General features: G+C 53.0%; 28 protein-coding genes and 3 pseudogenes. 11 read left to right on the top strand and 20 right to left on the bottom strand.

The window, feature by feature from the left end; genetic code table 11:
* Positions 1–184: 184 nt before the first annotated feature.
* Positions 185–1,411, bottom strand: coding sequence for a zinc-dependent alcohol dehydrogenase (locus DXT77_RS19900; RefSeq protein WP_119428958.1), 1,227 nt, complete (start codon positions 1,409–1,411; stop codon positions 185–187).
* Positions 1,412–1,581: 170 nt separating this feature from the next.
* On the opposite strand from DXT77_RS19900, the gene DXT77_RS19895 reads away from it, so the two are divergent.
* Both DXT77_RS19895 and DXT77_RS19890 read left to right on the top strand, forming a co-directional pair.
* Positions 1,582–1,839 (top strand): hypothetical protein, encoded by a 258-nt coding sequence (locus DXT77_RS19895; RefSeq protein WP_119428872.1) that lies wholly within the window; start codon positions 1,582–1,584, stop codon positions 1,837–1,839.
* 253 nt (positions 1,840–2,092) lie between these two features.
* Positions 2,093–3,196: a M42 family peptidase gene (locus DXT77_RS19890; RefSeq protein WP_119428871.1), complete on the top strand. Its 1,104-nt coding sequence runs from the start codon at positions 2,093–2,095 to the stop codon at positions 3,194–3,196.
* A gap of 33 nt (positions 3,197–3,229) precedes the next feature.
* On the opposite strand, the gene DXT77_RS19885 is transcribed toward DXT77_RS19890, so the two are convergent.
* Together DXT77_RS19885 and DXT77_RS19880 are read right to left on the bottom strand one after the other, a co-directional pair.
* Complete coding sequence (locus DXT77_RS19885; RefSeq protein WP_119428870.1) at positions 3,230–3,469, bottom strand: hypothetical protein; 240 nt, start codon at positions 3,467–3,469, stop codon at positions 3,230–3,232.
* A gap of 33 nt (positions 3,470–3,502) precedes the next feature.
* Positions 3,503–3,679: a DUF3606 domain-containing protein gene (locus DXT77_RS19880; RefSeq protein ID WP_119428869.1), complete on the bottom strand. Its 177-nt coding sequence runs from the start codon at positions 3,677–3,679 to the stop codon at positions 3,503–3,505.
* A 357-nt stretch (positions 3,680–4,036) separates the two neighbouring features.
* On the opposite strand from DXT77_RS19880, the gene DXT77_RS19875 reads away from it, so the two are divergent.
* The gene (locus tag DXT77_RS19875; protein ID WP_119428957.1) at positions 4,037–4,258 is read left to right on the top strand and encodes a hypothetical protein; all 222 of its coding nucleotides are present in this window, start codon (positions 4,037–4,039) and stop codon (positions 4,256–4,258) included.
* Between the two features lie 328 nt (positions 4,259–4,586).
* Positions 4,587–7,172 (top strand): EAL domain-containing protein, encoded by a 2,586-nt coding sequence (locus DXT77_RS19870; RefSeq protein WP_119428868.1) that lies wholly within the window; start codon positions 4,587–4,589, stop codon positions 7,170–7,172.
* Positions 7,173–7,317: 145 nt separating this feature from the next.
* On the opposite strand, the gene DXT77_RS19865 is transcribed toward DXT77_RS19870, so the two are convergent.
* Positions 7,318–7,617 (bottom strand): hypothetical protein, encoded by a 300-nt coding sequence (locus DXT77_RS19865; protein ID WP_119428867.1) that lies wholly within the window; start codon positions 7,615–7,617, stop codon positions 7,318–7,320.
* Between the two features lie 328 nt (positions 7,618–7,945).
* Here DXT77_RS19865 and DXT77_RS30160 point away from each other — a divergent pair.
* Positions 7,946–8,110 (top strand): annotated as a pseudogene (locus DXT77_RS30160) (general stress protein); the annotation flags it as partial.
* A gap of 63 nt (positions 8,111–8,173) precedes the next feature.
* Positions 8,174–8,254: pseudogene (locus DXT77_RS30155) on the top strand (KGG domain-containing protein); the annotation flags it as partial.
* Between the two features lie 147 nt (positions 8,255–8,401).
* On the opposite strand, the gene DXT77_RS19855 reads toward DXT77_RS30155, so the two are convergent.
* The 4 genes from DXT77_RS19855 to DXT77_RS19840 form a co-directional block, all read right to left on the bottom strand.
* Positions 8,402–12,535, bottom strand: a complete 4,134-nt coding sequence (locus tag DXT77_RS19855) for a CheR family methyltransferase (protein ID WP_119428865.1) — start codon at positions 12,533–12,535, stop codon at positions 8,402–8,404.
* 373 nt (positions 12,536–12,908) lie between these two features.
* Positions 12,909–13,355 carry a DUF421 domain-containing protein gene (locus DXT77_RS19850; RefSeq protein WP_119428864.1) on the bottom strand — a complete coding sequence of 149 codons (447 nt, stop codon included), beginning with the start codon at positions 13,353–13,355 and terminating at the stop codon, positions 12,909–12,911.
* Between the two features lie 7 nt (positions 13,356–13,362).
* Positions 13,363–13,878, bottom strand: coding sequence for a hypothetical protein (locus DXT77_RS19845; protein WP_119428863.1), 516 nt, complete (start codon positions 13,876–13,878; stop codon positions 13,363–13,365).
* 11 nt (positions 13,879–13,889) lie between these two features.
* Positions 13,890–14,390: a CinA family protein gene (locus DXT77_RS19840; RefSeq protein ID WP_119428862.1), complete on the bottom strand. Its 501-nt coding sequence runs from the start codon at positions 14,388–14,390 to the stop codon at positions 13,890–13,892.
* A 466-nt stretch (positions 14,391–14,856) separates the two neighbouring features.
* On the opposite strand from DXT77_RS19840, the gene DXT77_RS19830 reads away from it, so the two are divergent.
* Positions 14,857–15,114 carry a DUF6555 family protein gene (locus tag DXT77_RS19830; protein WP_119428860.1) on the top strand — a complete coding sequence of 86 codons (258 nt, stop codon included), beginning with the start codon at positions 14,857–14,859 and terminating at the stop codon, positions 15,112–15,114.
* Positions 15,111–15,359, top strand: a complete 249-nt coding sequence (locus tag DXT77_RS19825) for a hypothetical protein (protein WP_119428859.1) — start codon at positions 15,111–15,113, stop codon at positions 15,357–15,359. Before DXT77_RS19830 ends, DXT77_RS19825 begins: the two co-directional genes overlap by 4 nt.
* A gap of 43 nt (positions 15,360–15,402) precedes the next feature.
* Here DXT77_RS19825 and DXT77_RS19820 read toward each other — a convergent pair whose 3' ends face one another.
* The 5 genes from DXT77_RS19820 to DXT77_RS19800 form a co-directional block, all read right to left on the bottom strand.
* Positions 15,403–15,939 (bottom strand): hypothetical protein, encoded by a 537-nt coding sequence (locus DXT77_RS19820; RefSeq protein ID WP_119428858.1) that lies wholly within the window; start codon positions 15,937–15,939, stop codon positions 15,403–15,405.
* 34 nt (positions 15,940–15,973) lie between these two features.
* Entirely contained in the window at positions 15,974–16,195 is a 222-nt protein-coding gene (locus DXT77_RS19815; RefSeq protein ID WP_119428857.1) for a PLDc N-terminal domain-containing protein, read from the bottom strand.
* A gap of 137 nt (positions 16,196–16,332) precedes the next feature.
* Positions 16,333–16,830, bottom strand: coding sequence for a ferritin-like domain-containing protein (locus tag DXT77_RS19810; RefSeq protein WP_119428856.1), 498 nt, complete (start codon positions 16,828–16,830; stop codon positions 16,333–16,335).
* 143 nt (positions 16,831–16,973) lie between these two features.
* Positions 16,974–17,852, bottom strand: a complete 879-nt coding sequence (locus DXT77_RS19805) for a ZIP family metal transporter (RefSeq protein ID WP_256662992.1) — start codon at positions 17,850–17,852, stop codon at positions 16,974–16,976.
* A gap of 285 nt (positions 17,853–18,137) precedes the next feature.
* Complete coding sequence (locus DXT77_RS19800; RefSeq protein ID WP_119428854.1) at positions 18,138–19,022, bottom strand: manganese catalase family protein; 885 nt, start codon at positions 19,020–19,022, stop codon at positions 18,138–18,140.
* A gap of 337 nt (positions 19,023–19,359) precedes the next feature.
* On the opposite strand from DXT77_RS19800, the gene DXT77_RS19795 reads away from it, so the two are divergent.
* Positions 19,360–19,803 carry a low affinity iron permease family protein gene (locus tag DXT77_RS19795; RefSeq protein WP_119428853.1) on the top strand — a complete coding sequence of 148 codons (444 nt, stop codon included), beginning with the start codon at positions 19,360–19,362 and terminating at the stop codon, positions 19,801–19,803.
* A 49-nt stretch (positions 19,804–19,852) separates the two neighbouring features.
* Here DXT77_RS19795 and DXT77_RS19790 read toward each other — a convergent pair whose 3' ends face one another.
* The 3 genes from DXT77_RS19790 to DXT77_RS30140 all read right to left on the bottom strand — a co-directional run bounded on the left by DXT77_RS19790 (position 19,853) and on the right by DXT77_RS30140 (position 21,424).
* Positions 19,853–20,113, bottom strand: coding sequence for a DUF1652 domain-containing protein (locus tag DXT77_RS19790; protein ID WP_119428852.1), 261 nt, complete (start codon positions 20,111–20,113; stop codon positions 19,853–19,855).
* Between the two features lie 530 nt (positions 20,114–20,643).
* Complete coding sequence (locus tag DXT77_RS30145; RefSeq protein ID WP_256662987.1) at positions 20,644–20,907, bottom strand: hypothetical protein; 264 nt, start codon at positions 20,905–20,907, stop codon at positions 20,644–20,646.
* 91 nt (positions 20,908–20,998) lie between these two features.
* Positions 20,999–21,424 carry a hypothetical protein gene (locus tag DXT77_RS30140; protein ID WP_256662986.1) on the bottom strand — a complete coding sequence of 142 codons (426 nt, stop codon included), beginning with the start codon at positions 21,422–21,424 and terminating at the stop codon, positions 20,999–21,001.
* 350 nt (positions 21,425–21,774) lie between these two features.
* Here DXT77_RS30140 and DXT77_RS19780 point away from each other — a divergent pair, with 350 nt between their 5' ends.
* Together DXT77_RS19780 and DXT77_RS19775 are read left to right on the top strand one after the other, a co-directional pair.
* Complete coding sequence (locus DXT77_RS19780; RefSeq protein ID WP_119428956.1) at positions 21,775–22,362, top strand: hypothetical protein; 588 nt, start codon at positions 21,775–21,777, stop codon at positions 22,360–22,362.
* A 207-nt stretch (positions 22,363–22,569) separates the two neighbouring features.
* Positions 22,570–23,112 (top strand): demethoxyubiquinone hydroxylase family protein, encoded by a 543-nt coding sequence (locus DXT77_RS19775; RefSeq protein WP_256662985.1) that lies wholly within the window; start codon positions 22,570–22,572, stop codon positions 23,110–23,112.
* Between the two features lie 205 nt (positions 23,113–23,317).
* On the opposite strand, the gene DXT77_RS19770 is transcribed toward DXT77_RS19775, so the two are convergent.
* The 4 genes and pseudogenes from DXT77_RS19770 to DXT77_RS29995 form a co-directional block, all read right to left on the bottom strand.
* On the bottom strand, positions 23,318–23,815 hold the full coding sequence (locus DXT77_RS19770; protein ID WP_119428851.1) for a hypothetical protein: 498 nt from the start codon (positions 23,813–23,815) through the stop codon (positions 23,318–23,320).
* A 121-nt stretch (positions 23,816–23,936) separates the two neighbouring features.
* Positions 23,937–24,293: a hypothetical protein gene (locus tag DXT77_RS19765; protein ID WP_119428850.1), complete on the bottom strand. Its 357-nt coding sequence runs from the start codon at positions 24,291–24,293 to the stop codon at positions 23,937–23,939.
* On the bottom strand, positions 24,278–25,060 hold the full coding sequence (locus DXT77_RS19760; protein ID WP_119428849.1) for a hypothetical protein: 783 nt from the start codon (positions 25,058–25,060) through the stop codon (positions 24,278–24,280). Before DXT77_RS19760 ends, DXT77_RS19765 begins: the two co-directional genes overlap by 16 nt.
* Positions 25,061–25,070: 10 nt before the next feature.
* Positions 25,071–25,251, bottom strand: a pseudogene (locus DXT77_RS29995) (hypothetical protein); the annotation flags it as partial.

Genomic DNA, 25,251 nt, shown 5'->3' with positions numbered 1-25,251 from the left:
GCCGGTCAATGATTGAGAAAGCGACGGCGAATTATCGGCGGGCAGTTGAAGGCATGGGCCAAGGGACCTAAAGGTTATTGCGATTAAACTAATGTGGCCCAGTGGAAGTGCGAGGCCCATCGTCCGTTGTGACGACAGGCCCCATTCACACCACACACAGCGGCCGGCTCTAATATGCTCAGCTTCAAGCGACTGGAACCATTGGCGAAGTTTCATTGACGTCGGAGAGGGGGACGTCGGTGCTGCCGGGAGTCAGAATAACCTTGCGGCAGTTTTCCTGTTTTTTGTCGAAGATCCGGTAACCCTCAGCCGCCTGCTCCAGGGACAACCTGTGGGTGATAATGGCTTCAGGTTGCAGACGCCCTGTCTCGATGTGTTCCAGCAGTTCAGGCAGGAATCGCTGTACATGGGTCTGACCCATCTTGAACGTCAGCCCCTTATCGAAAGCGTCGCCGAATAGAAAGCCGTGAATGAACCCTGAGTACACACCCGGCACACTTACCACACCCCCGCGCCGCACGGCGGCTATGCACTGGCGCAGGGCTTTACCACTACTGCCTTCGAGCTTGAGCGTGGCCAGCACCGTTTCGGTCGTGCTGCCCTTGGCTTCGAATCCGACCGCGTCGATCACCCCGTCCACACCCCTGCTACCCGGTGTCTGGCGGATGATCGTGTCAGCCGGATCATCGTCGTCATCAAAATTGATCGGTATCACACCATAGGTACGCTGCGCGTAATCCAGACGATACGCATGATGGTCGACCATGAAAATCCGCTCTGCCCCGAGCATGCGTGCGCAGGCGGCGCTCAGCAGCCCTACCGGGCCGGCTCCGTAGATCGCCACGCTGGATCCTTGACGGATGTTGGCATTGAGGACCGCTTGCCACGCGGTTGGAAGAATATCGGAGAGAAACAGCACCTTCTCGTCCGCCAGCGTGCCTGGCACCTTGAATGGCCCTGTGTTGGCCTTGGGCACCCTCACCAGTTCAGCTTGGCCACCCGGAATTCCGCCATACATTCGGCTATATCCGAACAGCGCCGCCGGCGGCGGGATCAGCTTCTTGTTCAACGCGGCGCCTGGGCCAGCATTGGTGGTCTCGCACGCGGCGTAAAGCTCCTGCTGGCAGAAGAAACAATCACCATAGGCGATGACGAAGGGAATCACGACTCGATCACCTCGCTCCACGGCCGTGACAGCAGAACCGGTCTCTTCGACGATTCCCATGAACTCGTGACCGAAGATATCGCCATGTTCGACGGTCGGAATTTTGCCGCGGTACAGGTGCAAGTCCGAACCGCAGATAGCCGTCGCTGTAACACGCAAAATGATGTCGTCCGGAGCTTCTAGTATCGGATCCGGCACATTTTCGACTCTGACGTCATGGGTGCCGTGGTAAGTCATTGCTCGCATGTTGATGTCCTCGTACTTTGAGAGAAAGACACTTGTCTTCATACCGAAGGACTTGGGCCCATCTGAGTTCACTATGCTTTCACAAAGTCAGATCAATGGATCTGAGACCTGGGGAACCCAATGACACAAGCCCAGAAAAAAGATGAACAACAGATTTCTAGAGATCTGTCATGAGCCAGTTCGATATTGACTGGTTACAGTGGCCAGCCATGGTGGTGACCGTACTCGCTGCCTGGTGGATTGGGTCCCAGCGACCGAAGCGTCGAATGGCAGGATTTGTATTTTTTATCATTAGCAACGCATTGTGGGTTGTGTGGGGTTATCACACAGATGCGTATGCGCTGATCCTTCTTCAGGTGTTCTTGTTTGTGATGAACCTTCGCGGATTCAGAAAAAATGCGAAGGACGACTGTGACCACCCTGCTTAGCACACACACCAATCCAAGTATTGACCTGTTAATGACAAACGAGTGATGGACCTACAGGAAGTCACTTGGCCCTTAGCCTGATAGCGGATTTACGAGCCAGTTGAGCTACCGCCACTCCTTCAGCTTTACAAAGTCTATGCAGCTCCAAGCACTGGTTGGATGAACAACGGATCGTTGATCTGAATCTTTTCGGATGTAGGCCCCCTAAATTCATGAGCTTTGAGGAACCCACTGAATAAATAGGAGCTTACGTATGTCGCAGAACGGCATCATTCCTGACGGCCATAAGGTGATCGCCAACGGGAACGAAAAAACTCAGGACTTGCTCAGCCGCCTGCTCATAGCACGTGGTCCTGGTGGACAGGAAGACGAAGTACGCGCCATTTGCCTCGAATATCTTTCCCGCTACTGTGATGAATCTTGGGTCGACCAAGCCGGCAACTTGATTGGTCTGCTCAAGTGTCGAGTGCCCGACGCTCAAAGCCGCTCAACAGTACGTGTCATGGGCCATATGGATGAGATCGCTATGGTGGTTAAGCGAGTTGAACCAGACGGCACATTGCGGGTCGTGGCATTGGGCGGAGCTAACCCGGTGAATTTCGGCGTTTGTCCGGTCGATATCCTGGGCGACAGGGAAATACTCTCAGGCGTTCTTTCATTCGGTTCGATGCACGTAACCGGGGGCTCACCACAAGGCAATGATGTCCTGAACGGCGCTGTCCAATGGAAAGACGTCCACGTCATTACGCGAAAAGATCCGAAGACACTTCAACATCTTGGCATTCGGCCAGGAACACGCGTGGTCTTGAGCCAACACTGGAGAACGCCATTTCGCGTTGGAGACGCGACAGCAGCGCACTTTCTTGATGACCGGGCACCTGTCGCAGCCATGCTAAAAGCGGTTGCGCAACTCAGCGAACGCCCTGAGGGTCAGCTCTCTGACGCGTATTTCGTATTCACCACGCTTGAAGAAGAAAATAATGCTGGCGCCATGTACGCCGCCTCTCATTTGCCCGGAGACATCACAATTGCTGTCGAAGTCGGACCAGTTGTGAGCGAGTACGGTACCAAGCTCAGCGTGAATCCCATCATCAATACAGGCGATGAGAAGGGCTACTACTCTCGTGCGGTGGTAATGGCATTGGCAAATGCAGCCCAGCGGTGCCATCTCGATCCGCAATTTGCACTTCTCGTGGACTTTGCGTCCGACGCAAGTGCCGTTATGGGCGCAGGCTTCAGCGCGCAAGCAGGCTGTCTCGCCATACCGACGGAAAACACTCACGGCTTCGAGTTGGTGGTTGATGGCGCAATCGAAGCCTGTGCCGCAACACTGGTGGAGTACCTGACTTCGGTTTAGGGGGCCGCTAAGCTTGGGTAGTTAGCTTGGCGCCTAAAGTTTCCGGCTCTCGCCTATGGCCTCAGCGATCAGGGAAACTCTTTGCTCTATGTCGCCGAGCGCCAGGTGAAGCGACTCGAAGGACAGGTCAATGCATTCATCGTCATCTACGGTCTGATGCCCGCGTAGAGACGGATGACCAGCCGCATTCTCTAATTCCGTGATTAGGCGGTTCAAGATTCGAAGCTCGGAGAAGACTTCCTTGAACAGAGGAGCGAGTTGAGACTTCATCATGCTTAACTCCAACACGATCTCAGACAATCCTGATCACTTTCCGAGCTTTCTGCGCACGTCTGCCACCATCGGGCCTACGGCTTTTACCGCCGCCCTCAACTGATCGGTGCTTACCTCGAATTTATTGCTCCAATAATCCACCTCCCACTCTTCGGACGTATTGATACGCTCGCGGTCTTGGGGGCCACGGTTTTGAAGGTTGTCGGTCATGATGAACCCCTATTTATCTGCTTGATAAATGCTGCGACAACGAGCGTCCGAGAAGATTCTGAGGGTCTGACAGATAGAATAAAGATGTCAGCCGAGGAGCTTGTATCGGACCGTTAAGGACGGAATGCGCTCGGAATCATGTCCAAACTCGGGCTGCGGCGCTCCGTACAGGAGCTCTTCACCTTTCAACCCAGCTAAGTTTTAAGCGCTGGGCTTCTCGTATCGGCATCGGTGACAAGCTATAGGTCGAGGGGTTGCCCAGCATCGGTTAGCGGGTATGGATTGAGCCCGCTTGTCGCTGAGGATGAACACGCATGCATGCGCAGTCCTCTACCGTCATATTTGGAGGACGACGTCATGTATGAAGACAGAAAAGCCCATGCACTTGAAACTTGGCAGCGGCTACTCAATCACCCCGAAATTCGAATGAGTGCGCCCGAGCAGTACGACGAGCTATTGCGGCTTGCCGAAGAATATTGCGAGGAGGGATTCATCTCCCGAGAAGAGCGAAGAGCAATGATCGAGAAGGCGACTGATAACTATAGGCAGGCAGTAGAAAGCCCAAGCCTGGGGACGTAGCTTTATCGCTGGATAGAACGAGTCATAGCCATGCCAACACGGACGCTAATGTCGCGTCAGCGGAGGTGGCTGGCAGCGTAAACCGAAGGATGTTTCGACGCTGCCTTCACGCTTCAGGAAGGGCACACGCGTGCTTCGATTCCCGCACACAGGTTGATCTCACTGCTTCATTTTCGAAAACTATTTCTTAGGCGTCTACTGGCACGTGAATGGATGCCTCCCATCAGCTAAGGGAATTCGCCTAGGCTTGGAAGTTGTTGTTAGAAAGTCGGAACATTGCACCGGTCCGTCCCTCTACATGAAGTGACCCTGGATCAAGGACGACTAAATGGACATCTCCACTTACGCTCCTCTCGTTCCCTCACGCCAAAGTGCCGTGACTCGGCGATTGGCATTCGCGGTAGGGCTGCTATTTTTTGCAGGAGTCATAGCCGCAGCCGGTGTCCTGTTCACAATCGCGAGACATTTGGATAATGACGACGTAAACGATACTAAGTTTTACTCAGCTCGCGCCTTGGATAACCGCATCACCGCTTCCAAAAGTTACATTACCAGTTATGCCTATTGGACCACGGCTTTCGAGCACCTAAACGATCAAGTCGATGTGGACTGGGCCTATACCGATCAAAATATGGGCAAGACGCTGTTCACAACTGACAGTTATGACGGAGTATTTGTACTTGATAGGGAGCGAACGAAATACGCCCTCATCAGAGGCGAGTTGACCCACTCAGACATCGCAGCGTTCCTTGAAATGTCGTCATCCGCGCTGGTTGATCAAGTTCAATCACAGTCTGATCTGACCAAACCCATCAGCACCTACTCTCTCTTTGAGGGATGGCCTGCCATTATCACTGCCTCGGCGATTCTGCCGAACGACGAACGCACCTTGGGAGATCCCAAGACGACCTCTGTGCTTGTTTTCGTAGACAAACTGACGCCTACCAAACTACGCAAGATGGGTAGTGCGTATGGCTTGACCAATCTAACCCTGGCGCTGGACGGCACGCTTGCAGAAAGTCCTCAAAAAGTCGCATTGGACAGCACCGGATATAGCTTGATCGCTGATCTGGACCGTCCTGGCTATCACTTGCTTTGGTCTTTGCTCCCACCCTTGGCCGGCACACTACTAGTGCTGATGCTGCTGACGGCCCTCTTTTTCCGACATGCGCTCCGATCTTCCAGTTATGTCGACACTAGTTTCGAGGCGATGCAACGTTCTAATAAAGCACTTGAAGACGCTAACCACGCCCTTGAGGCCAGCGAAGAGCGTTTCCGAGCAGTAGCCGAGGCTGCGTCGGATTGGATCTGGGAGACAGATGAACGCCACTTCATCACCTACCTATCAGGTCGTTTCAGCACGGTGACGGGATTTGCGGCTCAGCAGTGGCTGGGGAAGGACATCGAGCTTTTACTGCATTGTGATACTACGCCGCTGGCTCTGTGGTTCAGCAAACTGACGGAGGATAGTCATGCGGTCGATCTCAGGTGCATCTATCGTGACCAATCTGGGCAGACTCGTTACTGCAGGCTTTCTGCTCGCCCTATAAGCGAAAAGAATGGCGTCATCGGTTATCGAGGGACCGCCAGCGACATCACCGACGAAGTCGCCGCTCACGCTCAGATTCAACACCTCTCCATGCATGACGCGCTGACCGGCTTACCTAACCGCAACAAGCTTAACCAATTTATTGAGGAAGCCTTACTGCTCAAGGAGCACTCCACACCGCTGTCTGTGTTGATGATCGATCTGGACAACTTCAAACCTATCAACGACTCGCTCGGGCATCCCGTAGGTGATGCCGTGTTGCAGGAGGTTAGTCAGCGCCTTCGTGACTGCACGCGAGCTCAGGACCTGGTCGCCAGGCTGGGTGGCGATGAGTTTGTGGTGGTGTTAAACGGGGTGGATACCCATCAGGAGATCGACAAGTTCTGTACGCGACTTATTGGTAGCCTGCATCAGCCCATCAACCATGAGGAACATGCGCTGCACATTGGTGCAAGCGTAGGGATCGCAGTCAGTCGTCGGCAAGGTTATGTAGGGAGCGAATTGATTCGTTGTGCGGACATAGCGCTGTATCAGGCCAAGGCGGATGGCAAAAATACCTGGTGCTATTTCGAGCCACACATGAGCGACCAAATACTGTCACGTCGACAAATGGAAGATGACCTGCGCTTAGCGATAAAGAACCAGGAGCTCGTGCTGCATTACCAGCCGCGCTACAAGGTCAACGGCCAAGATATCGTTTCTGTAGAAGCACTGGTCAGGTGGCAGCATCCAAAACGCGGATTGCTTGGCCCGGACTTCTTCATTCCGCTAGCAGAGCAGACCGACCTAATTGTTCGAATAGGAAGATGGGTGTTACGCGAGGCTTGTGAAACAGCCCTGACTTGGCCGAACGACGTGATGCTCTCTGTGAATATGTCACCCGCCCAGTTCGCTCACAGTGATGTTGTCGAGGATGTGCGTGAGACGCTGGTGAGTACGCGATTTCCAGCAAGCAGACTTGAGCTGGAGATTACTGAAAACGTCATGCTCAACGATACCGAAGGTGCCCTGGCGACCATGAACATGCTTAAGCAGTTGGGGGTACGTCTGAACATGGACGACTTCGGCACAGGCTATTCTTCACTAGGCTACCTGCGGGCTTATCCTTTCGATGGTATCAAGATAGACAAGCGCTTCATCGCCTCCATAAGCAACGGAGAGAACGATCGTGCGGTGGTCCAAGCCATCATTAGCCTGGGTAAGGCGATGGGGCTGACGGTGACAGCAGAAGGCGTTGAGACGGAAGAGCAACTCGCTATCTTGGGGAACGACGAATGCCATGAGGTTCAGGGCTATTTGATGAGTAGGCCCGTTGACAAAACCACCGTTGCATCTCTATTGGAGACGAAAAATACTCCCGCTTAGATGTAAGTTTCCTGGTCTTCTGATTTAATTTGCATTCAATAATTTATTGTATTCGCGATTGAAGATGTTCCGGGCTTCAAGCGCGCTCCCAAACTTGCCACAGGCTGTAGGCGAGGCAAGTTGGAGCGCGCATTATTTATGAAGCTTATTTGCCGCGACCTAGTTCTAAAGTGAGATTAGTGAATGCTTGCGCCTGATCGTGCGACAGGGCTTTTGAACGCTCAAGCTCCAGCAATATTGCTATAAAAGAATCTATCGAACTTGGAGTTGCACCGATCAAGTCGAAACTGTTTCTGATAAGAGCCGCGGCAACATCTTCTGAATTTTCAATAGCACCTCCGTCAATTTTTTCGATTATTCCAAGCGTTATGTCAGAAACGCGAGGGCTAAGCAGTACTATTTTTTGTAAATTATCATTATGTAGCGACTGAATAATTAATGGCATTTTCGAATCCTCCTTTTTTCAAAGATATCCTTCTAATACAAGGCAAAGGGCCATGTTTAATGCTTTTTTCTTATACATAGAATATCAATCTGTACAACTGTATAACATGTCAGACCTCATCTAAACGAACTGCGATCTTGCATTTCTTTGTTTGCTATAGATTTTTTCTCGAATTGACCACATATCCGCACAAGCGCATAAACCTTGAACTAAATAGCCTTCGCCACCGGTCGTGAATCTCATTATTTTGTACAACTTTAATTCTGGTTTTCTTCTCGTAATTTGGTGGGCAATGCAGCCCTCATTGAAGGTATCCAGGAGAACTGAGATGGCTAACAGCGGAAATAACAATCCAGGTAATTTTGCAAATGATCATGAAAAAGCCTCCGAGGCTGGGCACAAAGGTGGCCAAGCCTCCGGCGGAAATTTTGCAAATGATCCAGAACGTGCATCCGAAGCCGGAAAAAAAGGCGGCGAGCACAGCCATGGTGGCGGCCGGCAGGCCGGTGAAACAGCCTCAGGAGGAGAGAATCAGGGTTCAGGCCGTGGCGGGAATTTTGCCAACGATCCTGAAAAAGCTTCTGAGGCCGGCAAGAAAGGCGGTCAACAAAGCCATGGGGGAAACCATAAATCGTAACGCTGCGTAAGTCGTCAGACCTCGCGAGCATCGCGAGGTCTGACGCAGTTCAGAGGGAGAGAGTCCACGCGGATCTTCGACTGACCAACATTCGTTGACATTGAGCCAAAGCGAACAGATTCCTGCGGACGCTGAGCTTTCTACAGTTCATCCGAGCATGCTGCTGCACAGCGTTTCGATGGTTTCAACGAGTTCCTCGTACTGTACCGGCTTGCAGATATGTCGATCGAATCCAGAGTTTTTGGCTTTCTGCGCCTCTACCGCTACGCCGTACCCTGTTAACGCAATGGCCGGCGTAAATTTGTGCAATTTGGTCTGACGCAAGGACCGAATCAATTCATGTCCATCCATCACCGGCATGCCTATATCGGACAGGATTATGTCGTAATGCTCATCTTCGGCATTCTGCAAAGCAAGCAGAGGTTCGCTAAACGATTTGACTAGCGCATCCTCCATTTCAAGCAACATGCGCATCACTTCCACGACCTCTTCAGAGTCGTCTACCAACAGGACCTTGATCCCCTTGAGCCGACCTTTTTGTTCGGCTTTGGGGGTATCCAAATCAGCATCTGGGGTTTGATCCGAAAGTGGCAGCGAGACCGTGAAAGCACAACCGTGACCTATGCCGGCTGATTTGACGTTGACTGAGCCGTTATGAGCCTGCACAAGCTGACGGACGAGCGACAGACCGATGCCCAAGCCGTCTCGTTGATGAACGCCTGTCCGAGGCTTGGCTTGGTTAAAAAGATCAAAAACGTGCTCGATGTCCGCCGGCGCGAGCCCAATACCATTGTCGATTATTTGTAGCCGCGCCTGGCCCTCATTCACACCAAGGATGATCTGAATGTGAGCATTTTGCTGGGTGAATTTCAAAGCGTTGTGCAACAGATTCCAGATGATCTGCTCCAAGCGAGTCGCATCACCTTCGACGGGCACCGGGGTATCGGGAGACGGCGCGTCGAGAGTGATATCCGCGTGCGGATACTCTTCCACGACAACCAGATGTATGTCTCGCACGAGGGCCCCAAGATCCAGCAACCGGGTCTTGAGCTTAAGCTTACCGGTACGTATCCGGGCTACATCCAGAAGATCGTCAATGATGCGTGCTTGGCTAGCGACAGCGTCGCTAATAGTGGAAACCGCTTTGCTGGCTTTTTCCGCATTACGCACCGAAGGCAGACGGCGCAAGATTTCGGTGTTTAGCTGGATCAGGTTAAGGGGGTGTTTCAATTCATGAGACATGACAGCGAAGAATTCATCTTTCATATGGCTCGAAACCTGGGTTTCCGCCAGCTTCTTGCTTTGTTCTTCGTGCAGCCGCTTATGCCCGGTCAGGTCACGGGCAATCTTGACGTAGCCCATATCCGTTTCTGCTCGCAACAAAGTCACTTCGCCGCTGCAATAGAATCGGCTGCCATCTTTGCGCACGTGCCAGCGCTCATCCTCGCCCCGACCATGCTCTCGAGCTTGGCGCAATTCATTTTCCGGAACACCGGCTTTACGGTCCTCGGACGAGAACAGTAGGTCATAGTAGACGCCAATAACCTCGGTGCTCTTATAACCGAAGATCAGCTCCGCACCGGTATTCCAGTCGGTGATAAGACCTTGCTCGTCTAAAATAATGATCGCAAAGTCATGAGTGCTTTCAGCTACAAGACGCATGCGTTCTTGGCCGAGACGTAAATCTTCTTCCGCCTCGCGGCGCTTGGTGATGTCGATGAAGGTCAACACCGTGCCATCGATGTGGCTCTCGCTGGAGCGATAAGGCAACAAGCGCGCGATGTACCAACGGTGATCGATGCTATTAACCTCACGCTCCATCATATTCAGCGATTCAAATACCGAGGTCGCATCATCCGCCAACTGCGGATAGTTGAGTCTGTGAGTGATGTCGAGCAATGAGCGTCCTGTGTCCACCGGAAGCATGCTGAAAATGTCGGTTGCGCGAGGAGTAAACCACCGGATATGCATGTTGCGATCCACGAAAACAGTCGCGATATCCGTGGAGGCAATGAGGTTCGCAAGATAATCATTGATCTTGTCGGTTTCTTCGACCTTGGTCTTCAGCTCGTAGTTAACCGTCAGCAGCTCTTCGTTGATTGACTGCAACTCCTCCTTGCTGGTTTCCAGCTCTTCGGTGGCCGAACGCAGCTCCTCGTTAATGGCATGCATTTCCTCGTTAGAAGCCTTGAGCTCTTCACTGGAAGTCTCGGAATGCTCAATCGTTTCCTGCAAATGCTCTTTGGTACGTTGCAGCTCGTTCTCCAGGCTGGTGAGCACCTGGTTTTCGGTTTGAAGACTTAATTCCGTATTGTCCGGCCCCGTTAAAATGGGCGAGACACCGAAAACGATCAATCGCACGTCTAGTTCGGCAATCTCGTCCTTGTGCGGCTGAACCAGAATGTCGACGTAGTAGTCTCCCTGCGGATCATGAATTCGCACTTTCCTCGATACGGTTGGCTTACCACTTTGTTGCGCTTGAAAGAGCGTGGTGCGCAGCTCAAGGCGCAGCTGCGGCATAACGAGCCCCAGCACATTTCTACTCATTTCGCCGCCGATGTAACGCAGAAACCTTCCGGAGCTTTCGCTCATATGGAGAATATCGGCGTTGGCATCCACGATCAGGCTCGGCGGTAAACGTTGTTCCAACGCTCGCTGGTGGATGTCTGCATAAGCCACCTTTCGCGTCACGGGCACCATCGGCGGCGGAACCGACATATTGAAAGAGGTGAACCCCCCACGCGGCATTGTCGGCGTGCGGCGGCTCGCAGCCCCTGCCTTGGCGCGGAAAATACGATTGCGTTTATCGACGGGCGTGAACAAATCCGGGCACGCATCTGCGGACTCCGAAGAACCAAGAAACAAATACCCGCCAGGTCGCAGCGCAAAGTGAAACATTTGCAAAATGTCTCGCTGAATCTCGCGCTCTAGGTAGATGAGCAGGTTGCGACAAACGATCAGGTCAATTTGCGAAAAAGGCGGATCGGAGAGCAGGCTGTGATTGGCAAATAGAACCTTCTCGCGGATTTCTTTGCGCACCTTGAAACGCTCACCTTCTTTCAAGAAGTATTGGCGCAGTCGAGTGGGCGGAACATCTGTGAGTATGGCCTCGGGATACTGGCCTGCTCGTCCGGTGGCAATTGCACGCTCATCAATATCCGTAGCGAAGACTTGTACCTTCACTGGATTAGCTTCGAGCTTCTGATGCTCAGTGCATAAAATCGTGAGGCTGTAAGCTTCCTCTCCGGTCGAGCAGCCAGCTGACCAGATCCGAACCTCTTCGCGTTTTGGCTTTTCAAGCTCACTGCCCATCAGGGGCGTCAGCACATGACGCTCCAACGCCTCGAACGCCTCGCGGTCGCGGAAGAAGTTGGTGACGCCGATCAGCATATCGCCGAGCAGATTGCTGGCTTCTTCCGGGGTGTTTTCCAGATATGTGAAATAGGTCGGCAGATCAGGTTGTGCCGTGACTTGCAGTCGGCGTTCGATTCGCCGCAAAACAGTGGCGCGCTTGTAGTGCTTGAAGTCGTGGCCCGTGCGGTTGCGCAGCAGCAACAGAATGTCCTGCAGCGTTTGTTCGGCCAGAGCACGCTCCTTCTCAGGGGTGTCGGAAGGCACCTGCATATCATGTGGAGCAGGCAGCGTGATAGCTTGGGAATTGCGCCAGAGCTCAAGAATTTTCTGCGGGATTTCTGCAACTGGCAGCACCACGTCGACCATAGATGTCGCGATAGCCGCTTGAGGCATTCCATCGAATTCGGCATCCGACGGAGCCTGCACAATGGTAATGCCTCCCTGCTCCTTGATCCTCGACAGACCAACAGCCCCATCGCTGCCAGTGCCAGACAGGACAATGCAGAAAGCATGCTCCTTGTGTACATCTGCCAAATCCCTGAAAAACAAATCAATTGCTACATGGCTGCCAACCGGCCGACTGGTTGGTATGACTCGCAGGTAGCCATCGTTCATGGAAAGCTGATTTGCGGGCGATATCACATAGACATGATTGCGTTCAATGGGGCACGGATCATTGACTTGGCGCACCGGCATTGAGGTGCAGTCTTGAAGAATCTGGTCGGCCACGCTTTCGTGGTTGGGAGACAGATGCAGGACGATTACAAAGGCCATGCCGCTGTCGGCAGGCATTTGCTCAAAGAATGTTTTTAATGCGTTTAGGCCGCCCGCAGACGCGCCAATTCCGACGACTGGGAACGATAGATGACTGGGCGTAACGCCTTCCCGCTGCGGCAGGGAACCAGGTCGTTTCGGAGTCGACTTCATCTGCTATTCCTTCTATTCGCACGAGGTACTCAATCAATCGACAACATTGTATGAGTCATGGTGCAAGCACGATAGAAAGAATTTGAATACGTAGCCCTCTGTCACATTCTGAAAACGCTTAGCGCTACGCCTATCCCCACCGGTGCATCAGGTAATGAACGACGTCTCGGTGCGACTCTCGAACTGTCACGTAGCCCAGGCGCTATACGTTCAGTTTTCAAACTGCGCAACACGCGCGTCATCGGTTACCAAGACAGTTTTCATGACCGCTTATGCTCTAGCGCGTGAAGCCGCTGGCGAAACGGGCGACTGCCATTTTGCGATCCCTGATCCAATTGAAACCTCAGTCGTTGAGGTCTGAACCCGTTGGATCTCACTGATCCTTGGGGATCACTGAAATCTTCCCGTTTCGCTCCAATATCGCAAATTTGATCTCCTCCACTTTTTCGATGCCCTGGCTTGAACGTGCCGCCTCCATGAGGTCCGCTTCAATCAGGCGCGCATGACGCAAGCGTTCATACAGAATTTTGCCGTGCTCGACGAGAACCGTGGGTTCACCATCAATCAGTCGGGAAACGAATGAGGAGCGTCGTTTCAAAAGCGACAGTCCAACATCGACGGCTATCAACGTGACAATGACGACGATGGAGTTGGTCAGCGAAAAGTCATCGCCGAGCAACGCCTGCTGAGTAGCCTCACCGATGACCATGAGCAGCACGAAATCGAAGGTCGTCAACTCTGCCAAAGACCGCCGACCGGCAATCTTGAACAGGATCATCAACGCCACGTACATGGCGGCCGCGCGTAAAACCGAGTCCATAGCTCACCTACGGGAGAATGTATTGAGTAACGTTCACGGGCGAAGATCCCGGCACCGAAAGGCGGCAGGTGTAACCTCCGAGGCCATCACCTCGCAGCGTCAGATAAAGCGTTGCCCGCCCTTGAGGATCCGTTTGCACCCAGAGCTTGATCCCCCCCCCAGCGCTGACCGATTTAATGGGTTCAGGTTGCATGGACTCAATGCTGAAACCGTCGAGAAAATCACCCGAAAGTTCCATTTCTACTTGCGAATCAGGCCGACCGCTGACGGCAATCTTCATCGGGTTCGTCGAACCGTTGCGGTGAAAGATCTCGTAGTCTGCGGATAGCCTGCCGTCGGTGCTATGGACTTTCCGAGCGCTGAGTGGCCCGCGTGAAAACGCGCCTAACAGGGCCATCAGCACCACGACGACCAGGACATACCAGCCCCATCTCTCAAACCGCCAAACCTTCAGCTGATAGGGCATGTCTTCGCACACCGGATGCTTGCGGCTTTGGAAATCAGAATGCTGTTGCTCCTCCATGACCACCGTCCTTAAGCTTGCTCGCCGGTGAGCGCGCGCTGATGGAAATGAGCGATTGCGTCTAAGGCATGCTCGGCGGCCAGCAGCTGCACCTCACAGCGAGAGCCAAAAAATCTGAGCTGGCGGGTGAATACACTTTGGCCCTGTTTCGTTTGGAAGGCCCAAGCAAAACAGATAGTTCCAGCCGGAATACCGTCCACATCATCGGGACCGAGAATACCGGTGGTGGCCAGCGCTACGTTGGCAGGGCTGTCGCGCAATGCCCCAATTGCCATTTCTCGTACCACCTCACAGCTGGTGAGGTTGAACATCTCAATGGTTTTGGGGCTGACATTCAACAAGCGCTGCTTCGCCTCCGGCGAGTAGACCACGTAACCGCTCTCGATCAATTCGCCACTGCCTTCTACTTCAGATAGAAGCGTGATGATTTTGCCGGCGGTGCACGACTCCGCCGTTGTTAGCCGCAACGCGTTTTGGCGCAGATAGGAGACCGTGACGTCAGTCGTAGACATGCGCTTTTCCTTGCCTGTCATGATAGTCAGCACCTGCGACCGCTTGCAGATACGCCTTGTCTGCTGTCCTACGCAACTCTCGCCACTCGTGCCAGGTCACGACATTTAGCCGATCCATTTCATCAGCCTGTCTCAAGAGCTCCTCGTGGTACGCGTCCGGACAGTCCATCCGCAGCGGGCAATCATCCAGTGCCCTATGCCATTGCTCATAGGCACGCAGCTTGGCCTCCTGTGCTGTGGAAAAGACATTTCTGCAGGTGTACATAACAGAGCTCTCGGGCATGGTTTGAATGTTGAGCTTCTGAAATCAGAGACAGTTCACCAGAGTCGACCAGAGGGAGCGTTGACTGTCTTGATTCAGGTTTTCGGGTCAGCAGAGATGATCGCGACAAGAGGAGTAATGCGAGTTTTTTGGAATCATTCAGCCCGAGGTCACTCCTTAGCATATGCGCATTAGGAGGGCCTCATGAGTCAGAACGAGCTGTACGTCATTGAATACCTGCTGCATGGGAAGCCGAAATCATTCGTCATTCGTTCTCCCAAAATGCGCAACGCTGACGCTTGGCATTGGGCTTGCTGCGACGCGGACATAGCGCCCATACCAAAACCCGGAAAGCCGCCGCTCAAGGTATTCAGCAAACCGATGGCCGAGCGATTTGGCGTGACGGATGTTAGATGGCGTGAAACCACCAAATTGGAATGGACTGAGGCTGCCTCACCATGAACCAGACAATCCCATCCTTGGTTGACCAGAATGATGATGAGCTGGCACGTAATACTGCTCTTTTCTTCGAGGCCGACCGACTGGAAACGTATGCCTACAGCCTGATCGAGAGCGATTCGACCAGTGCCGTTTCGTGGGAGCGCTTTACGCAGGCGAAGTTGGTGGCAGATGCCAAAAGAAGCGAGGCGCAGCAAGACCTGTTGCGCATTCGCGGGCAGTTTTCGCCTTCTGCACCTACGTCATGAAGCGACATCCGAGAGTCTAATCCACCCGGCAACTTACAGTTGCTTAACCAAAGGGATCAGTAAGCTGGATCGCCACCGACCACAGACCCAGCACAAGCCAAAACGTCGCAAAAATCCACGGAGTGCGCACCGAAAACATCAGCGCCTTACGGTAGCCCTTATGGGTAGATTCCCGCTCGCAGAACAACGGAGATTCGTCATAGGCCATGCCCATCACCGGCTCGCTGCGCAGCAGCTCACTTTGCTTGTAATACCAGTGGTCAATGATGTCGTATGCCGCCCTGATACCCGGCCACGCGTTGAGCGTGCTTAGCAATCCCAATAGCGCGAGAAAGGGAGGCACAAACAGCGTGAACAACTTGCCCCATTCCGGGTTGAGGTTGCCCATACAGGACGCAAAAGCGATCACGAGAAAGGACTGCGCCGCCAAGTACGCATCGGTTCGATTGGCCAATATCGCCGTCTCGTAATGAATCTCCCGCCGGTAGAACTCCAATCGCTCCCTGGGTGATCCAAACATCTTGGCATTTTGTTCATTCGGCTCAGCTTCGCTGGTCTGTGAAGTCAGGATCCGTGGCAAAGTGCATTACCCCAAAATGACCTGAAGAGATCGGTCATCCTTTGCTGTGCTCAGGTGAAGATGGACCTTTAGTGACACCCCTTGGCCCGGCCACACCCCAGATCACGACGCCCAGCAATGGCACCAGGAAGATCAGAGCCGTCCAGCCGGCCTTGGTCCCAGAAGATTTGTCGCATCTCAGAACGCTGTTCATCGCCCACAGGTCGAGCAGCAAAAGAATGACTGCGCAAGCGATCCAAAAATATTCAGTTTGCATGATGCACCTCCGTTGTTCGTATAGCTTGGGCGAACAACCAATGGATAAGGTTCATACAACGTGACGGTCGGCTTAGTCTAAAAAAAGCTACGGCGTCCAAAGACGCCGTAGCCTGCATCCGACCTACGTTTCAAACGTTATTTTTCGAGAGTTGCCGCTTGGTTACCACCTTGCTCGGCGATCTTCGTCAGCTTCTCGTCCGCACCTTTCTCTTCCGCGAGGGTCGCCGCGAGCAGCGTTGCGGCGTCATCGAGCTTCAGGTGCTTGGCCATTGCGATCAGCGTGCCGTAGCTGGCGATCTCGTAGTGCTCGACTTTCTGCGCTGCACCGATCAGCGCCGCGTCCAGCACCGCGCCTTTTTCGATCTCATCCAGCAACTCTTTGGACTCTTCGACCAAACCCTCCATCGCCACGCACTTCATGCGTTTTAGCTTCAGGCCTGTTAGCTCGACCAACTGATCAATCCGCTCGATCTGGCCTTGGGTTTCTTCAAGATGTGAGGTAAACGCGTCGGCAAGAAGCGGATTGGTCGCGGCTCGGGCCAAACTCGGCAACGCTTTGGTGATCTGCTTCTCGGCACTGTAGACATCGGAGAGCTCATGAATGAACAGATCTTCAACTGTTTTCCTAGCCATTTTCTAACTTCCTTCTGGTCGTTAATTTCACTAAGGCGTAGTAGCCGGAAAGGCATCCACGTATGTGGTGTTCAAAGAAGCTGACCCGCCCCGTTGAGGAGGCGTTCAAAGAGTTTTCCCATCTACAGATGAAGGACACCCAGCTAACCCAACGCGGTATCGAGAAACATCATCACGCCAAAGCCGAGCATCAGACCCAGGGTCGCAGGCGTCTCATGGCCATTGCGGTGCGTTTCAGGAATAACTTCGTGCGACACCACGAAGATCATCGCGCCGGCGGCCAAGCCCAAGGCGACTGGATAGCCCAAGGCGAAACCGCTCGATACACCCAAGCCCACGATTGCGCCCAAAGGCTCCATCAAACCGGAACCAATGGCGATCAGCGCCGCCCGCCACGCCGATATGCCGGTGACCCGCAATGCCAACGCCACGGCAAGACCTTCAGGAATGTCCTGAATGGCGATGGCGGTGGTCAACGGCAGACCAACTTTCATGTCGCCGTTGGCAAAGCTGACGCCAATCGCCATGCCCTCGGGCAGGTTGTGCAGGGTGATGGCCAGGACGAACAGCCACACGCGATTGATGCGTTGGGAGTCAGGCCCCCTCCTGCCGCTTTCCTGGTGCTCGTGAGGTACGAATCTATCCAGCCCGATCATCAGCGCAACACCCAAGGCCAGACCGACCACGACAACACAGGCGGCCAGTAGCTGGTTATCACACAGCGCCTGAGCGGCTTCGATGCCAGGAAGGATCAACGAGAACGAACTGGCTGCCAGCATCATGCCGGCGGCAAACCCCAGCATGATGTCCTGAGTGCGCGAGGCAATATCACGCAGGACGATCGCCACCACGGCGCCGAGAGCGGTCGCCGAAAATCCGGACAATCCGCCTAATGCCGCCAGGCGCAGATTTTCCTTTTCAGCCCCGACCAGCGCTGAGTAACCGCTAATCAACAACAGGACGGTTACCAGCAGGAGGGTCACCCAAAACAGCACCGCAGGCCAGCCACCACTGGACGCCATCCCCCACCAGCTGCGCAGCGGGGTTGTTCCAGACGATTGGGAAAGTGACATGTCGCCTCCTATCGTCCCGTCGCAGATTTCCCATTGGTGCTCACTATGGACGGGCGCAATGTTCGGGCAATCCGCATAGCGGTTCGATCATAGGATGCAGCGGTTGCGTTGAATCGCTCAGACAGGGACTGCGCCAAACCATCGCTGAAAACGCCGGCATTCGAATTCATCTCGTGTACCTCAGATTGCTTGTAAAAAAGCCGCACGCCGTTGCGGCGTGCGGCGCGCTGGCCATCAGGCTTTCGGTTCCCCCTGAACACCCGCACCCAAATCGGCGCCGGTGATGGGGTTACTGTCCGGGTCGGACATGGTTCGAGCCTTCATCTCCAGCAGCAGTGCATCTTCCTCAGCACTGAGCTGAACACTGGCGGCTCCGTCACCACCGTCCACCGCTGGCGTAGGATTTTCCACAAACTCCCAATCATCTCCCTGATTCCATGGACCTCGGGTGCTGCCTTCGCCTTGGGACATGTTGAAGTACACGTTGGTGAACTCAGGCATGCCGGGCAACTTGCCTTGAGGGAAGTTCGGCTGAATGGCGTGCAACGCTTTCTCGAAGGACAGCTGATGGGCAATTTCACGGGTCATGAGAAAGCCCAAGGCTTCTTTAACGCCAGGATCATCCGTCACGTTAATGAGTCGCTCATAGACGATTTTTGCGCGGGCTTCAGCGGCAATATTGGAACGGAAGTCGGCCGTTGGCTCACCGATCGTATCGACATAGGCGGCAGACCATGGCACACCGGCGGAGTTGGTCAGCGGTACACCGGCACCGTACAACAGGCTGGTGATGTGTGAGTCATTGCCGGCACCATTGATGGCCCGGTACAACTCTCCTTCCTCTTCAACGCCTTCGGCCATTCGGCCTTTCGCGCCTTTGTTCAACATGACGATGATGGAGCCGACGATTTCGAGGTGGCTCAGCTCCTCAGTCGCAATGTCCATCAGCAGGTCTTTGCGACCTGGGTCATCCTCGGCCAACGCTTGGGTGAAGTACCGCGATGCTGCCGCGAGCTCTCCTTGGGCGCCGCCAAACTGCTCCAGTAATAGATTGGCCAAGCCTGGATTGGGCTCAGCAACACGCACGGTGTATTGAAGTCGCTTGTTATGTAGAAACATGACAAATCTCCTCAGGTCAGGCGAGGCTCGATGCTCATTCAAAAAATGTCGAATGCGAGCCCACAGACATCTGAAGCGAATCACGAACGAGTAATTGCAATTTGTTTGCACTGACAACGACCGGCGGTTCTTTTGGGGATTTACGGTGCGAATTGCCGCCAGTCGTCGACATTCCTGCATCGAATACAAACCTTTATGGGGCGGCGTGCTCAACCGCTATCGGTGTTCAGCGGATCGTCGGGGAGCACATCGAGGGGAGAGAGATCACCGAATGTAACAAAGAATTTCAGAGCACAGTCGCGGTCGAAAAGTTACTTCACCTCTAGGATTCACGGTCATGAAATTCGCAAAGTTCTGCCAAGCGCTATCGAACTGGTCGGGCAGCTCGAAAACCTTTTTGACGGCCATCCTGCTGATTGTCGCTTGGGCTTTAACAGGGCCGTACTTCCATTACAACGACACGTGGCAACTGATCATCAACACATCCACAACTATCATTACCTTCCTCATGGTGTTCCTCATTCAGAACACACAGAACCGCGATAACGACATCTTGCACCTGAAACTCGATGAACTGATTCGGGCCACGAAGGATGCACAAAACGCCTTCATGTCATTGGATCACTTGGATACCAAGGAGCTGCACGAGCTGCGTAAACGTTACTGCACGATGGGTGAAGAGGAAGAGGTGAAGCTTGACTGCACCGAAACTTCATCCGTTTCGGTGGTAGAGGTCCAGAAGCCGGCCGCACTGCCTCCGGCTGAAACACCAAGGCCGTAACAGACGCAAGAGGGCTTAGAATCAGCTAGGCCCTCGGCACATTTCGCCATCAGTGGAAGCCGGCGGCTCCTGTCAGATTCTTCTGTTTGTTCGTAGCCAGATCGTATCGCAGTTCAGCAATCAACTCAGAGATCGCTCGGGAACTTACTAACGTGTTCGTGGATATGCCGGTAACGAGCAAATCCACTCGTCCCGTTGCAGGGTCCGTCACCCTGACTTGAAGCGAGTTTCCAGGCGTAAGCGTGCATTGGCACTCCAATGGTTGGAAGCTTTCTTCAATGATCCGGCGCAGCTCCAGGGTTGAAATCATTCGTTCCTCCAGTGTCGTTTTCCCGAAGCAAGTTAGGTCAGTGTTGAGTGTCATACACAGGCTCTAGAATCCTTTCGAACCTTTGCGACACTTACGATACATTTCTGGCGACAAAAGTTTGACTTTCACAGCTGAAATAAATGACTGGTTCACGTTTTCATGGCAATTGACTGCTTGAGTCAGTGCCTGCCGACAACGCAGCGACTCCCGAAGCGCGAAGCCACCAGGGTAATTTTAGGCCACCTACGTGAGAGACGATTGAGGCTGATGCACGGGCATAGGAAAACCGAAATGGCGAAAGTGCATTCCCAGTGGGCGGCTCATATTGATTGTGAGTGTCGCCAATGGGCTACGTTGTGGCCCAGAATGTGGGATTAGCGTTCACACGCTTCTTTTCGTCGTGTGTTTGCTGAAGAAAATCGCGTATTGCATCGGCAGTTTGCGTAGCACGGGTCACCACAAAAAAATGACCTTCGCCATGCAGAACATGCAGTTCGGCACCGCGAATGGCACGGCGCAGAATGTGCGCGTTATAAAAGGGGCACCAAAGGATCGCAATCACTGGCGAGAATCAGCGTGCGCTGGCGAAGACGGAACAACCGATGCAGGCTGGTCCAGCCGACCAATGCGGCCAATTGCAGATAATAGGTTCGCGGATTGACGGAGAGCATGCCGTTCGCGACCCCGAAGGACATCAGCGACTTTACCGAACGGCGCGGACCCTTTGCCTCATACGATTTGAGGCTTTTGCCCATGCTCAAAAAATCCAGGACGTCGGCGGGCTTCACCAGCATTGCTGGGCCGGCTGATGTTGCTGCGAGTATCAGGCGACGCACCAGGGTGGGATAACGCAGCGCGATTCCTGTGCCAAAGCACCGCCCCAACTCACGCGGGATACGTCAACCTGGTCGAAACCCAATTGCGTAAGCATCTCGCAATCGTGTCGGCATGGCGTGGTAAACGCATCGGCCAAAGTGGCATTTGGGATTTTCCGACGCCGGGCACGTCCAGCGTGATGGTCGTGTAATCAGACAGCTCCTTCCTTAGGAGGTCGAAGGCACGGATCAAACCACCCAATCCGTTGATCAGGAGCAGCGGTAAACCGTCACCACGAATGGAAACGTTCACCTCCAAATCGTTGATGGATAATTTTTGCGTTGGCAGGACGTTCCCCTTTGCCCCTGTTCCTTGCGAACCAATGTACGCAGATCGCTTGTGAAAAAGGAAACCGTAATCCTGCACCCTTACCACGCGGTCTTCGCATCGTGCACGAAACGTGATCGAGGTTCGGGCCTTCTCTGGCGAAATCATTCAGCAAACGTCTGCCACTCTGTGCCAAGCGTCCGCTTTCGGCCAAAAGCGGACGTCCTGGAGCGACCGCTGTCGGCCAAAAGCAGACTTAGGAACGAGTCTAGAAAAATGAGGGGTGTTTCAATTCAGGGGAGGGATTCCAGCCCTTAGCTATTCCTTCGGTTATGGTTCTGCGCGATAGTGGCGTTGTGTTATCACTTTCAGGATGGACTACTCACCTGAAACCTCATCGGCAGTCCGTGCAAGGAAACGCAGTGAAGACAATTTTCACGATGGTTCTACTTATAGGGTTATACGGTTGCGTTTCCGACTCTCGCAGTTCTGCGCCTACGCTCTGGAAAGATGGCATCATGCTAGAGCAGAAGAAGGTCATCGTAGATGATCAACACGCTAAAGTGATCATGCAGGCATCAGGCGATGTGGCCAACCCAGTAGATTTCGAAGTGGTCCGAGGTAACGATCCGGATAAACGCCCCGATCAACTAGGGACAGTGGTCAAACCGTTTCGCAGTAAAGTCGGCGGATGGTTCAATCGCCTTAACAGCGCCATCTACAAGCATTTCCCCCAGCTAGAAATCCAGGCCGATCCCGGTGAAATTTTGCAAGTGGGGGGGGCATCGACGGTCAGTAGCCAGATTCCGGCGCCGGGGTATCGGACTCTCTACAACGAAGAGTATGTATTCAACCAGTCGAAAGGCAAGTATGAGAAAAAGGTAACCGCCAATCCGACCGTCTCGTCGTATTATTCCTGTGGGCCGATCACCAGTACCTTTATCCCCGAGAAGCAAAAGGTATATCTGGCGGAGTTTGTCTTCGTCGATCAGGGGGACGGGTGTGAACTACAGGTCTATGACATCACGCTGCCCGAACTACGCATCCCAGTCATCGCTATTAACGGAGGGCAGCCTTCGTCTGGCAGGTCGTACCGTTACCCCTAGTTTCTCTACGAAACTTGATAGCCGCTCGGTGAGTTGCGTTCAGACCCTATGCACCTAGATAGACGGTGATTCTTCTCAACGTCGGGGAAGCAGCCGGCAGTATTGCTTTTGGATCTACTTGTGCAAGGTATTGGCGTTGTTGCAGGATGATTGCCGAATAACTAACGGAAGGCCCGAAGCCTACCGTACGAACAAGGCACTTCAATTGTGAATGCACCAGAGACCCTGGCGAACGAAACAGACCTCGGCAATTGTATTATGAAGGTTGACCATGCCGGTGAGCATGGCGCGATCTGTATCTACAGTGGGCAGTTAATAATGGCCCGGCTATTTTTCCCGGATATGGTGGATCAGCTCGAGGAGTTTCTCTCCCACGAACGCCGTCATCGAGCAGTCTTCTTCGCAGAGCTGCAACGTCGCAGCTATCCTCGCTGTCGCAGTTACTGGCTATGCGGTATTGGTGGCTTGGCTTTGGGACTGATCACTGGCCTCTGTGGCCGGAAAGCTATTGTTGCCACCACCGTGGCAGTTGAAAGTGTGGTGCTCAAACACCTGGCCCATCAGCTTCAGGTTCTGGGCGATATCGATCCGCATGCGGTGGTGGCCATCGCATCGATCGTGCAGGAAGAACAGCACCACCACGATCACTCAGCTGCGCAAATCGATGTAAGCGATCCTTGGTTTAGAGTACTGTCACCGATGGTGATTGCTTGGACTGAAGCCGTGATATGGATGGGTATGCGTTCTTAGTAAAAGCACCAAATAGCTTGTCCACCAGCAATGCAATGAACGACCGTACTTTCTGGTCGTCAGCGAACGTAGTCACACGTTCACTTCTGGCCGAACGCAGCCGCTCATGAGAGACCGCTTTCGGCCAATTGCAGTCATTGACAAACGTGAAGCTATGAGTCCAGTTGCGCTCACCTAGATTGGCGAAGTGACGGTTTAGCCCCTGCTAAACGTTTCCAAACAGCTGGCTGTATAGTTCATTTATGGTTTTCAGCTTAACAAAGTTGCCTTTGTTCAATATGCGAATATTCGGTCTTTCCAGTTTAATGCCAGCAGCATCACCTTTCGTGTGTTTGGCGGTTTTTAAACCTTCTAGGCTAGGCAGTGGCTGACCCGGGCCAGCACCAAAATAATAAAATGGTCCAAGTTCAAGCGTGTCATTATCGAAGTAGATCAATACAACGCAGCCAGACGGTTTCTTTGCTAAAGAAATGTGAATCTTATGCGAGGCCGTAGCCGAGCCGGTAAATGTGGCTTTAAGTTGAATATGCCTAATAATGCCATTTGCTTCGGCAATGATGTCGTATCCGGATCTATCGACCTCTGGCTTAGAAATTTCAAGACTGAAATCTTTATTTTTCCATGAGAGCTTTAGTAATTCACCAACGAGCAAATGTTCGATTAGCTTCTCACGATATGAGGAGTGTAGTGAGTGTTCAGTCACTTTTGGCGGCCTGTGGTTGGTAATAATCGATAAATGGGATCTCTTATAAGCATAAAGTGAAGCCAGTTAGATTGATGGTTTTAAAAAAATCAGCGAGTCAAAAGTCCATTTTCGTTCCGGATCAAAGTCTGCAAGCAATCTCCTTCCACATATAGTCGTAGTTGTACTTCAACCATAGAACCAGCACCTTATCAAACTGCCTGCGTAGCCAATTATGCTCACGCGCCGCCAGCCTTTCCTCGATCGTAACTTTGAGCCAGTTGGGGTCAAATCCTGTCCAGACAGAGGGCAAGGCTGCTGCAATGTTGGAGAAGCACACTGGCGCTACCTCCGAAAAAAAGATTTCGCACAGCACGTCAGGATCTATGCCTTTGACTTGGCGCGCGACATAGTCGTAATCGGTCGGAAAATAGTTGAATGGCTCAGACAGTGCGGATCTGACCTCTGTCAGTTGTGGCTCGGTCAGAAAATGTCCCAATGCGAAAACTCCTCTAGTTCCTCATCAAGCGAGTCCGCTACCACGCCGCCCGCGACGCCACCGGCTACGGATCCAACCAAGACGACGGCAATTGCGCAAATCGGTGCTCCTGGACCACATAATGCACTGACGCCCATCCCAGCCAGTACGCCGCCTAACGCGCCTCCTCCGACAATGATGCCTTGTCGGGCCGTTTCTTTGGGTTTGTTTTCGGCATTCAGGATTTGATAAGTTGCCAGCGCAGCGGTTACGAGAACGCCAAGCTTGCCCATGATCAGCATTTTTTTAGTGCCTTTCGTGAACTTGGCATCATCCCGGCCAGCGGCTTCCAAAATGGTGTAATGAACCTTCTTTTGCTCTGCAGCTGAAAGGCTTTCATAATTTTTCTTGAAGAGATCGTTGGAATAACGATCCATAAGCCATTTCAGTGTCCTACCGTCTTTTTTCTTCCTTTGTACTACTGCCAGGCCCTGCGCAGAGGTCCACTTGCGATGCTCCACCAAAATTTTGTTTCGCATTTCATGGCTGAACGCTACACCTTCTTGCGCTGTTATCTTTCCTGCTTTCACGTCCTCCATCGTTTGCTGAGACATGCGTTTAATGTTCCTTAGATAGCTAGCCCTGATTTTTTCGTCAGAGATGGCATCCAAAGAAAATCTCAGTGCAGCGCCCTCCATAAGCTCTAACGCTCTATCGAGGGGGGAATCTCGCAAGGCATGCTCACGCTGAACAACATAGCTACCCGTGACAATGTACGGCTCTGTCATAGGATGATCCTTATCCTAAAATTGTATTCAAAAGACTCTCGGTCAGAGAGGAGGACTCTGCGATTGCTTGCTCTTCAAACTTGAGCATCACGCACGTCTTGCCTGATGGGTTAGAAAATTTGACCGCGTTGTCTTCATCAAACACACCGGGAAGCGAAGAACCGTCCTCGAAATGCGCAGTACACGATAAG

The organism is Pseudomonas sp. 91RF, assembly GCF_003576265.1.
GTDB lineage: Bacteria > Pseudomonadota > Gammaproteobacteria > Pseudomonadales > Pseudomonadaceae > Aquipseudomonas > Aquipseudomonas kribbensis.
Note: the sequence above shows the minus strand (reverse complement) of the source record. Positions and strands in the feature narration are given on the sequence as shown.

Excerpts from the sequence above, each read along its gene's own strand:
- DXT77_RS19900 (WP_119428958.1), bottom strand. The coding sequence starts at position 1,411 with ATGCGAGCAATGACTTACCACGGCACCCATGACGTCAGAGTCGAAAAT.
- DXT77_RS19895 (WP_119428872.1), top strand. The coding sequence starts at position 1,582 with ATGAGCCAGTTCGATATTGACTGGTTACAGTGGCCAGCCATGGTGGTG.
- DXT77_RS19890 (WP_119428871.1), top strand. The coding sequence starts at position 2,093 with ATGTCGCAGAACGGCATCATTCCTGACGGCCATAAGGTGATCGCCAAC.
- DXT77_RS19885 (WP_119428870.1), bottom strand. The coding sequence starts at position 3,469 with ATGATGAAGTCTCAACTCGCTCCTCTGTTCAAGGAAGTCTTCTCCGAG.
- DXT77_RS19880 (WP_119428869.1), bottom strand. The coding sequence starts at position 3,679 with ATGACCGACAACCTTCAAAACCGTGGCCCCCAAGACCGCGAGCGTATC.
- DXT77_RS19875 (WP_119428957.1), top strand. The coding sequence starts at position 4,037 with ATGTATGAAGACAGAAAAGCCCATGCACTTGAAACTTGGCAGCGGCTA.
- DXT77_RS19870 (WP_119428868.1), top strand. The coding sequence starts at position 4,587 with ATGGACATCTCCACTTACGCTCCTCTCGTTCCCTCACGCCAAAGTGCC.
- DXT77_RS19865 (WP_119428867.1), bottom strand. The coding sequence starts at position 7,617 with ATGCCATTAATTATTCAGTCGCTACATAATGATAATTTACAAAAAATA.
- DXT77_RS19855 (WP_119428865.1), bottom strand. The coding sequence starts at position 12,535 with ATGAAGTCGACTCCGAAACGACCTGGTTCCCTGCCGCAGCGGGAAGGC.
- DXT77_RS19850 (WP_119428864.1), bottom strand. The coding sequence starts at position 13,355 with ATGGACTCGGTTTTACGCGCGGCCGCCATGTACGTGGCGTTGATGATC.
- DXT77_RS19845 (WP_119428863.1), bottom strand. The coding sequence starts at position 13,878 with ATGGAGGAGCAACAGCATTCTGATTTCCAAAGCCGCAAGCATCCGGTG.
- DXT77_RS19840 (WP_119428862.1), bottom strand. The coding sequence starts at position 14,390 with ATGTCTACGACTGACGTCACGGTCTCCTATCTGCGCCAAAACGCGTTG.
- DXT77_RS19830 (WP_119428860.1), top strand. The coding sequence starts at position 14,857 with ATGAGTCAGAACGAGCTGTACGTCATTGAATACCTGCTGCATGGGAAG.
- DXT77_RS19825 (WP_119428859.1), top strand. The coding sequence starts at position 15,111 with ATGAACCAGACAATCCCATCCTTGGTTGACCAGAATGATGATGAGCTG.
- DXT77_RS19815 (WP_119428857.1), bottom strand. The coding sequence starts at position 16,195 with ATGCAAACTGAATATTTTTGGATCGCTTGCGCAGTCATTCTTTTGCTG.
- DXT77_RS19810 (WP_119428856.1), bottom strand. The coding sequence starts at position 16,830 with ATGGCTAGGAAAACAGTTGAAGATCTGTTCATTCATGAGCTCTCCGAT.
- DXT77_RS19805 (WP_256662992.1), bottom strand. The coding sequence starts at position 17,852 with ATGGCGTCCAGTGGTGGCTGGCCTGCGGTGCTGTTTTGGGTGACCCTC.
- DXT77_RS19800 (WP_119428854.1), bottom strand. The coding sequence starts at position 19,022 with ATGTTTCTACATAACAAGCGACTTCAATACACCGTGCGTGTTGCTGAG.
- DXT77_RS19795 (WP_119428853.1), top strand. The coding sequence starts at position 19,360 with ATGAAATTCGCAAAGTTCTGCCAAGCGCTATCGAACTGGTCGGGCAGC.
- DXT77_RS19790 (WP_119428852.1), bottom strand. The coding sequence starts at position 20,113 with ATGATTTCAACCCTGGAGCTGCGCCGGATCATTGAAGAAAGCTTCCAA.
- DXT77_RS30145 (WP_256662987.1), bottom strand. The coding sequence starts at position 20,907 with ATGCTGGTGAAGCCCGCCGACGTCCTGGATTTTTTGAGCATGGGCAAA.
- DXT77_RS30140 (WP_256662986.1), bottom strand. The coding sequence starts at position 21,424 with ATGATTTCGCCAGAGAAGGCCCGAACCTCGATCACGTTTCGTGCACGA.
- DXT77_RS19780 (WP_119428956.1), top strand. The coding sequence starts at position 21,775 with ATGCTAGAGCAGAAGAAGGTCATCGTAGATGATCAACACGCTAAAGTG.
- DXT77_RS19760 (WP_119428849.1), bottom strand. The coding sequence starts at position 25,060 with ATGACAGAGCCGTACATTGTCACGGGTAGCTATGTTGTTCAGCGTGAG.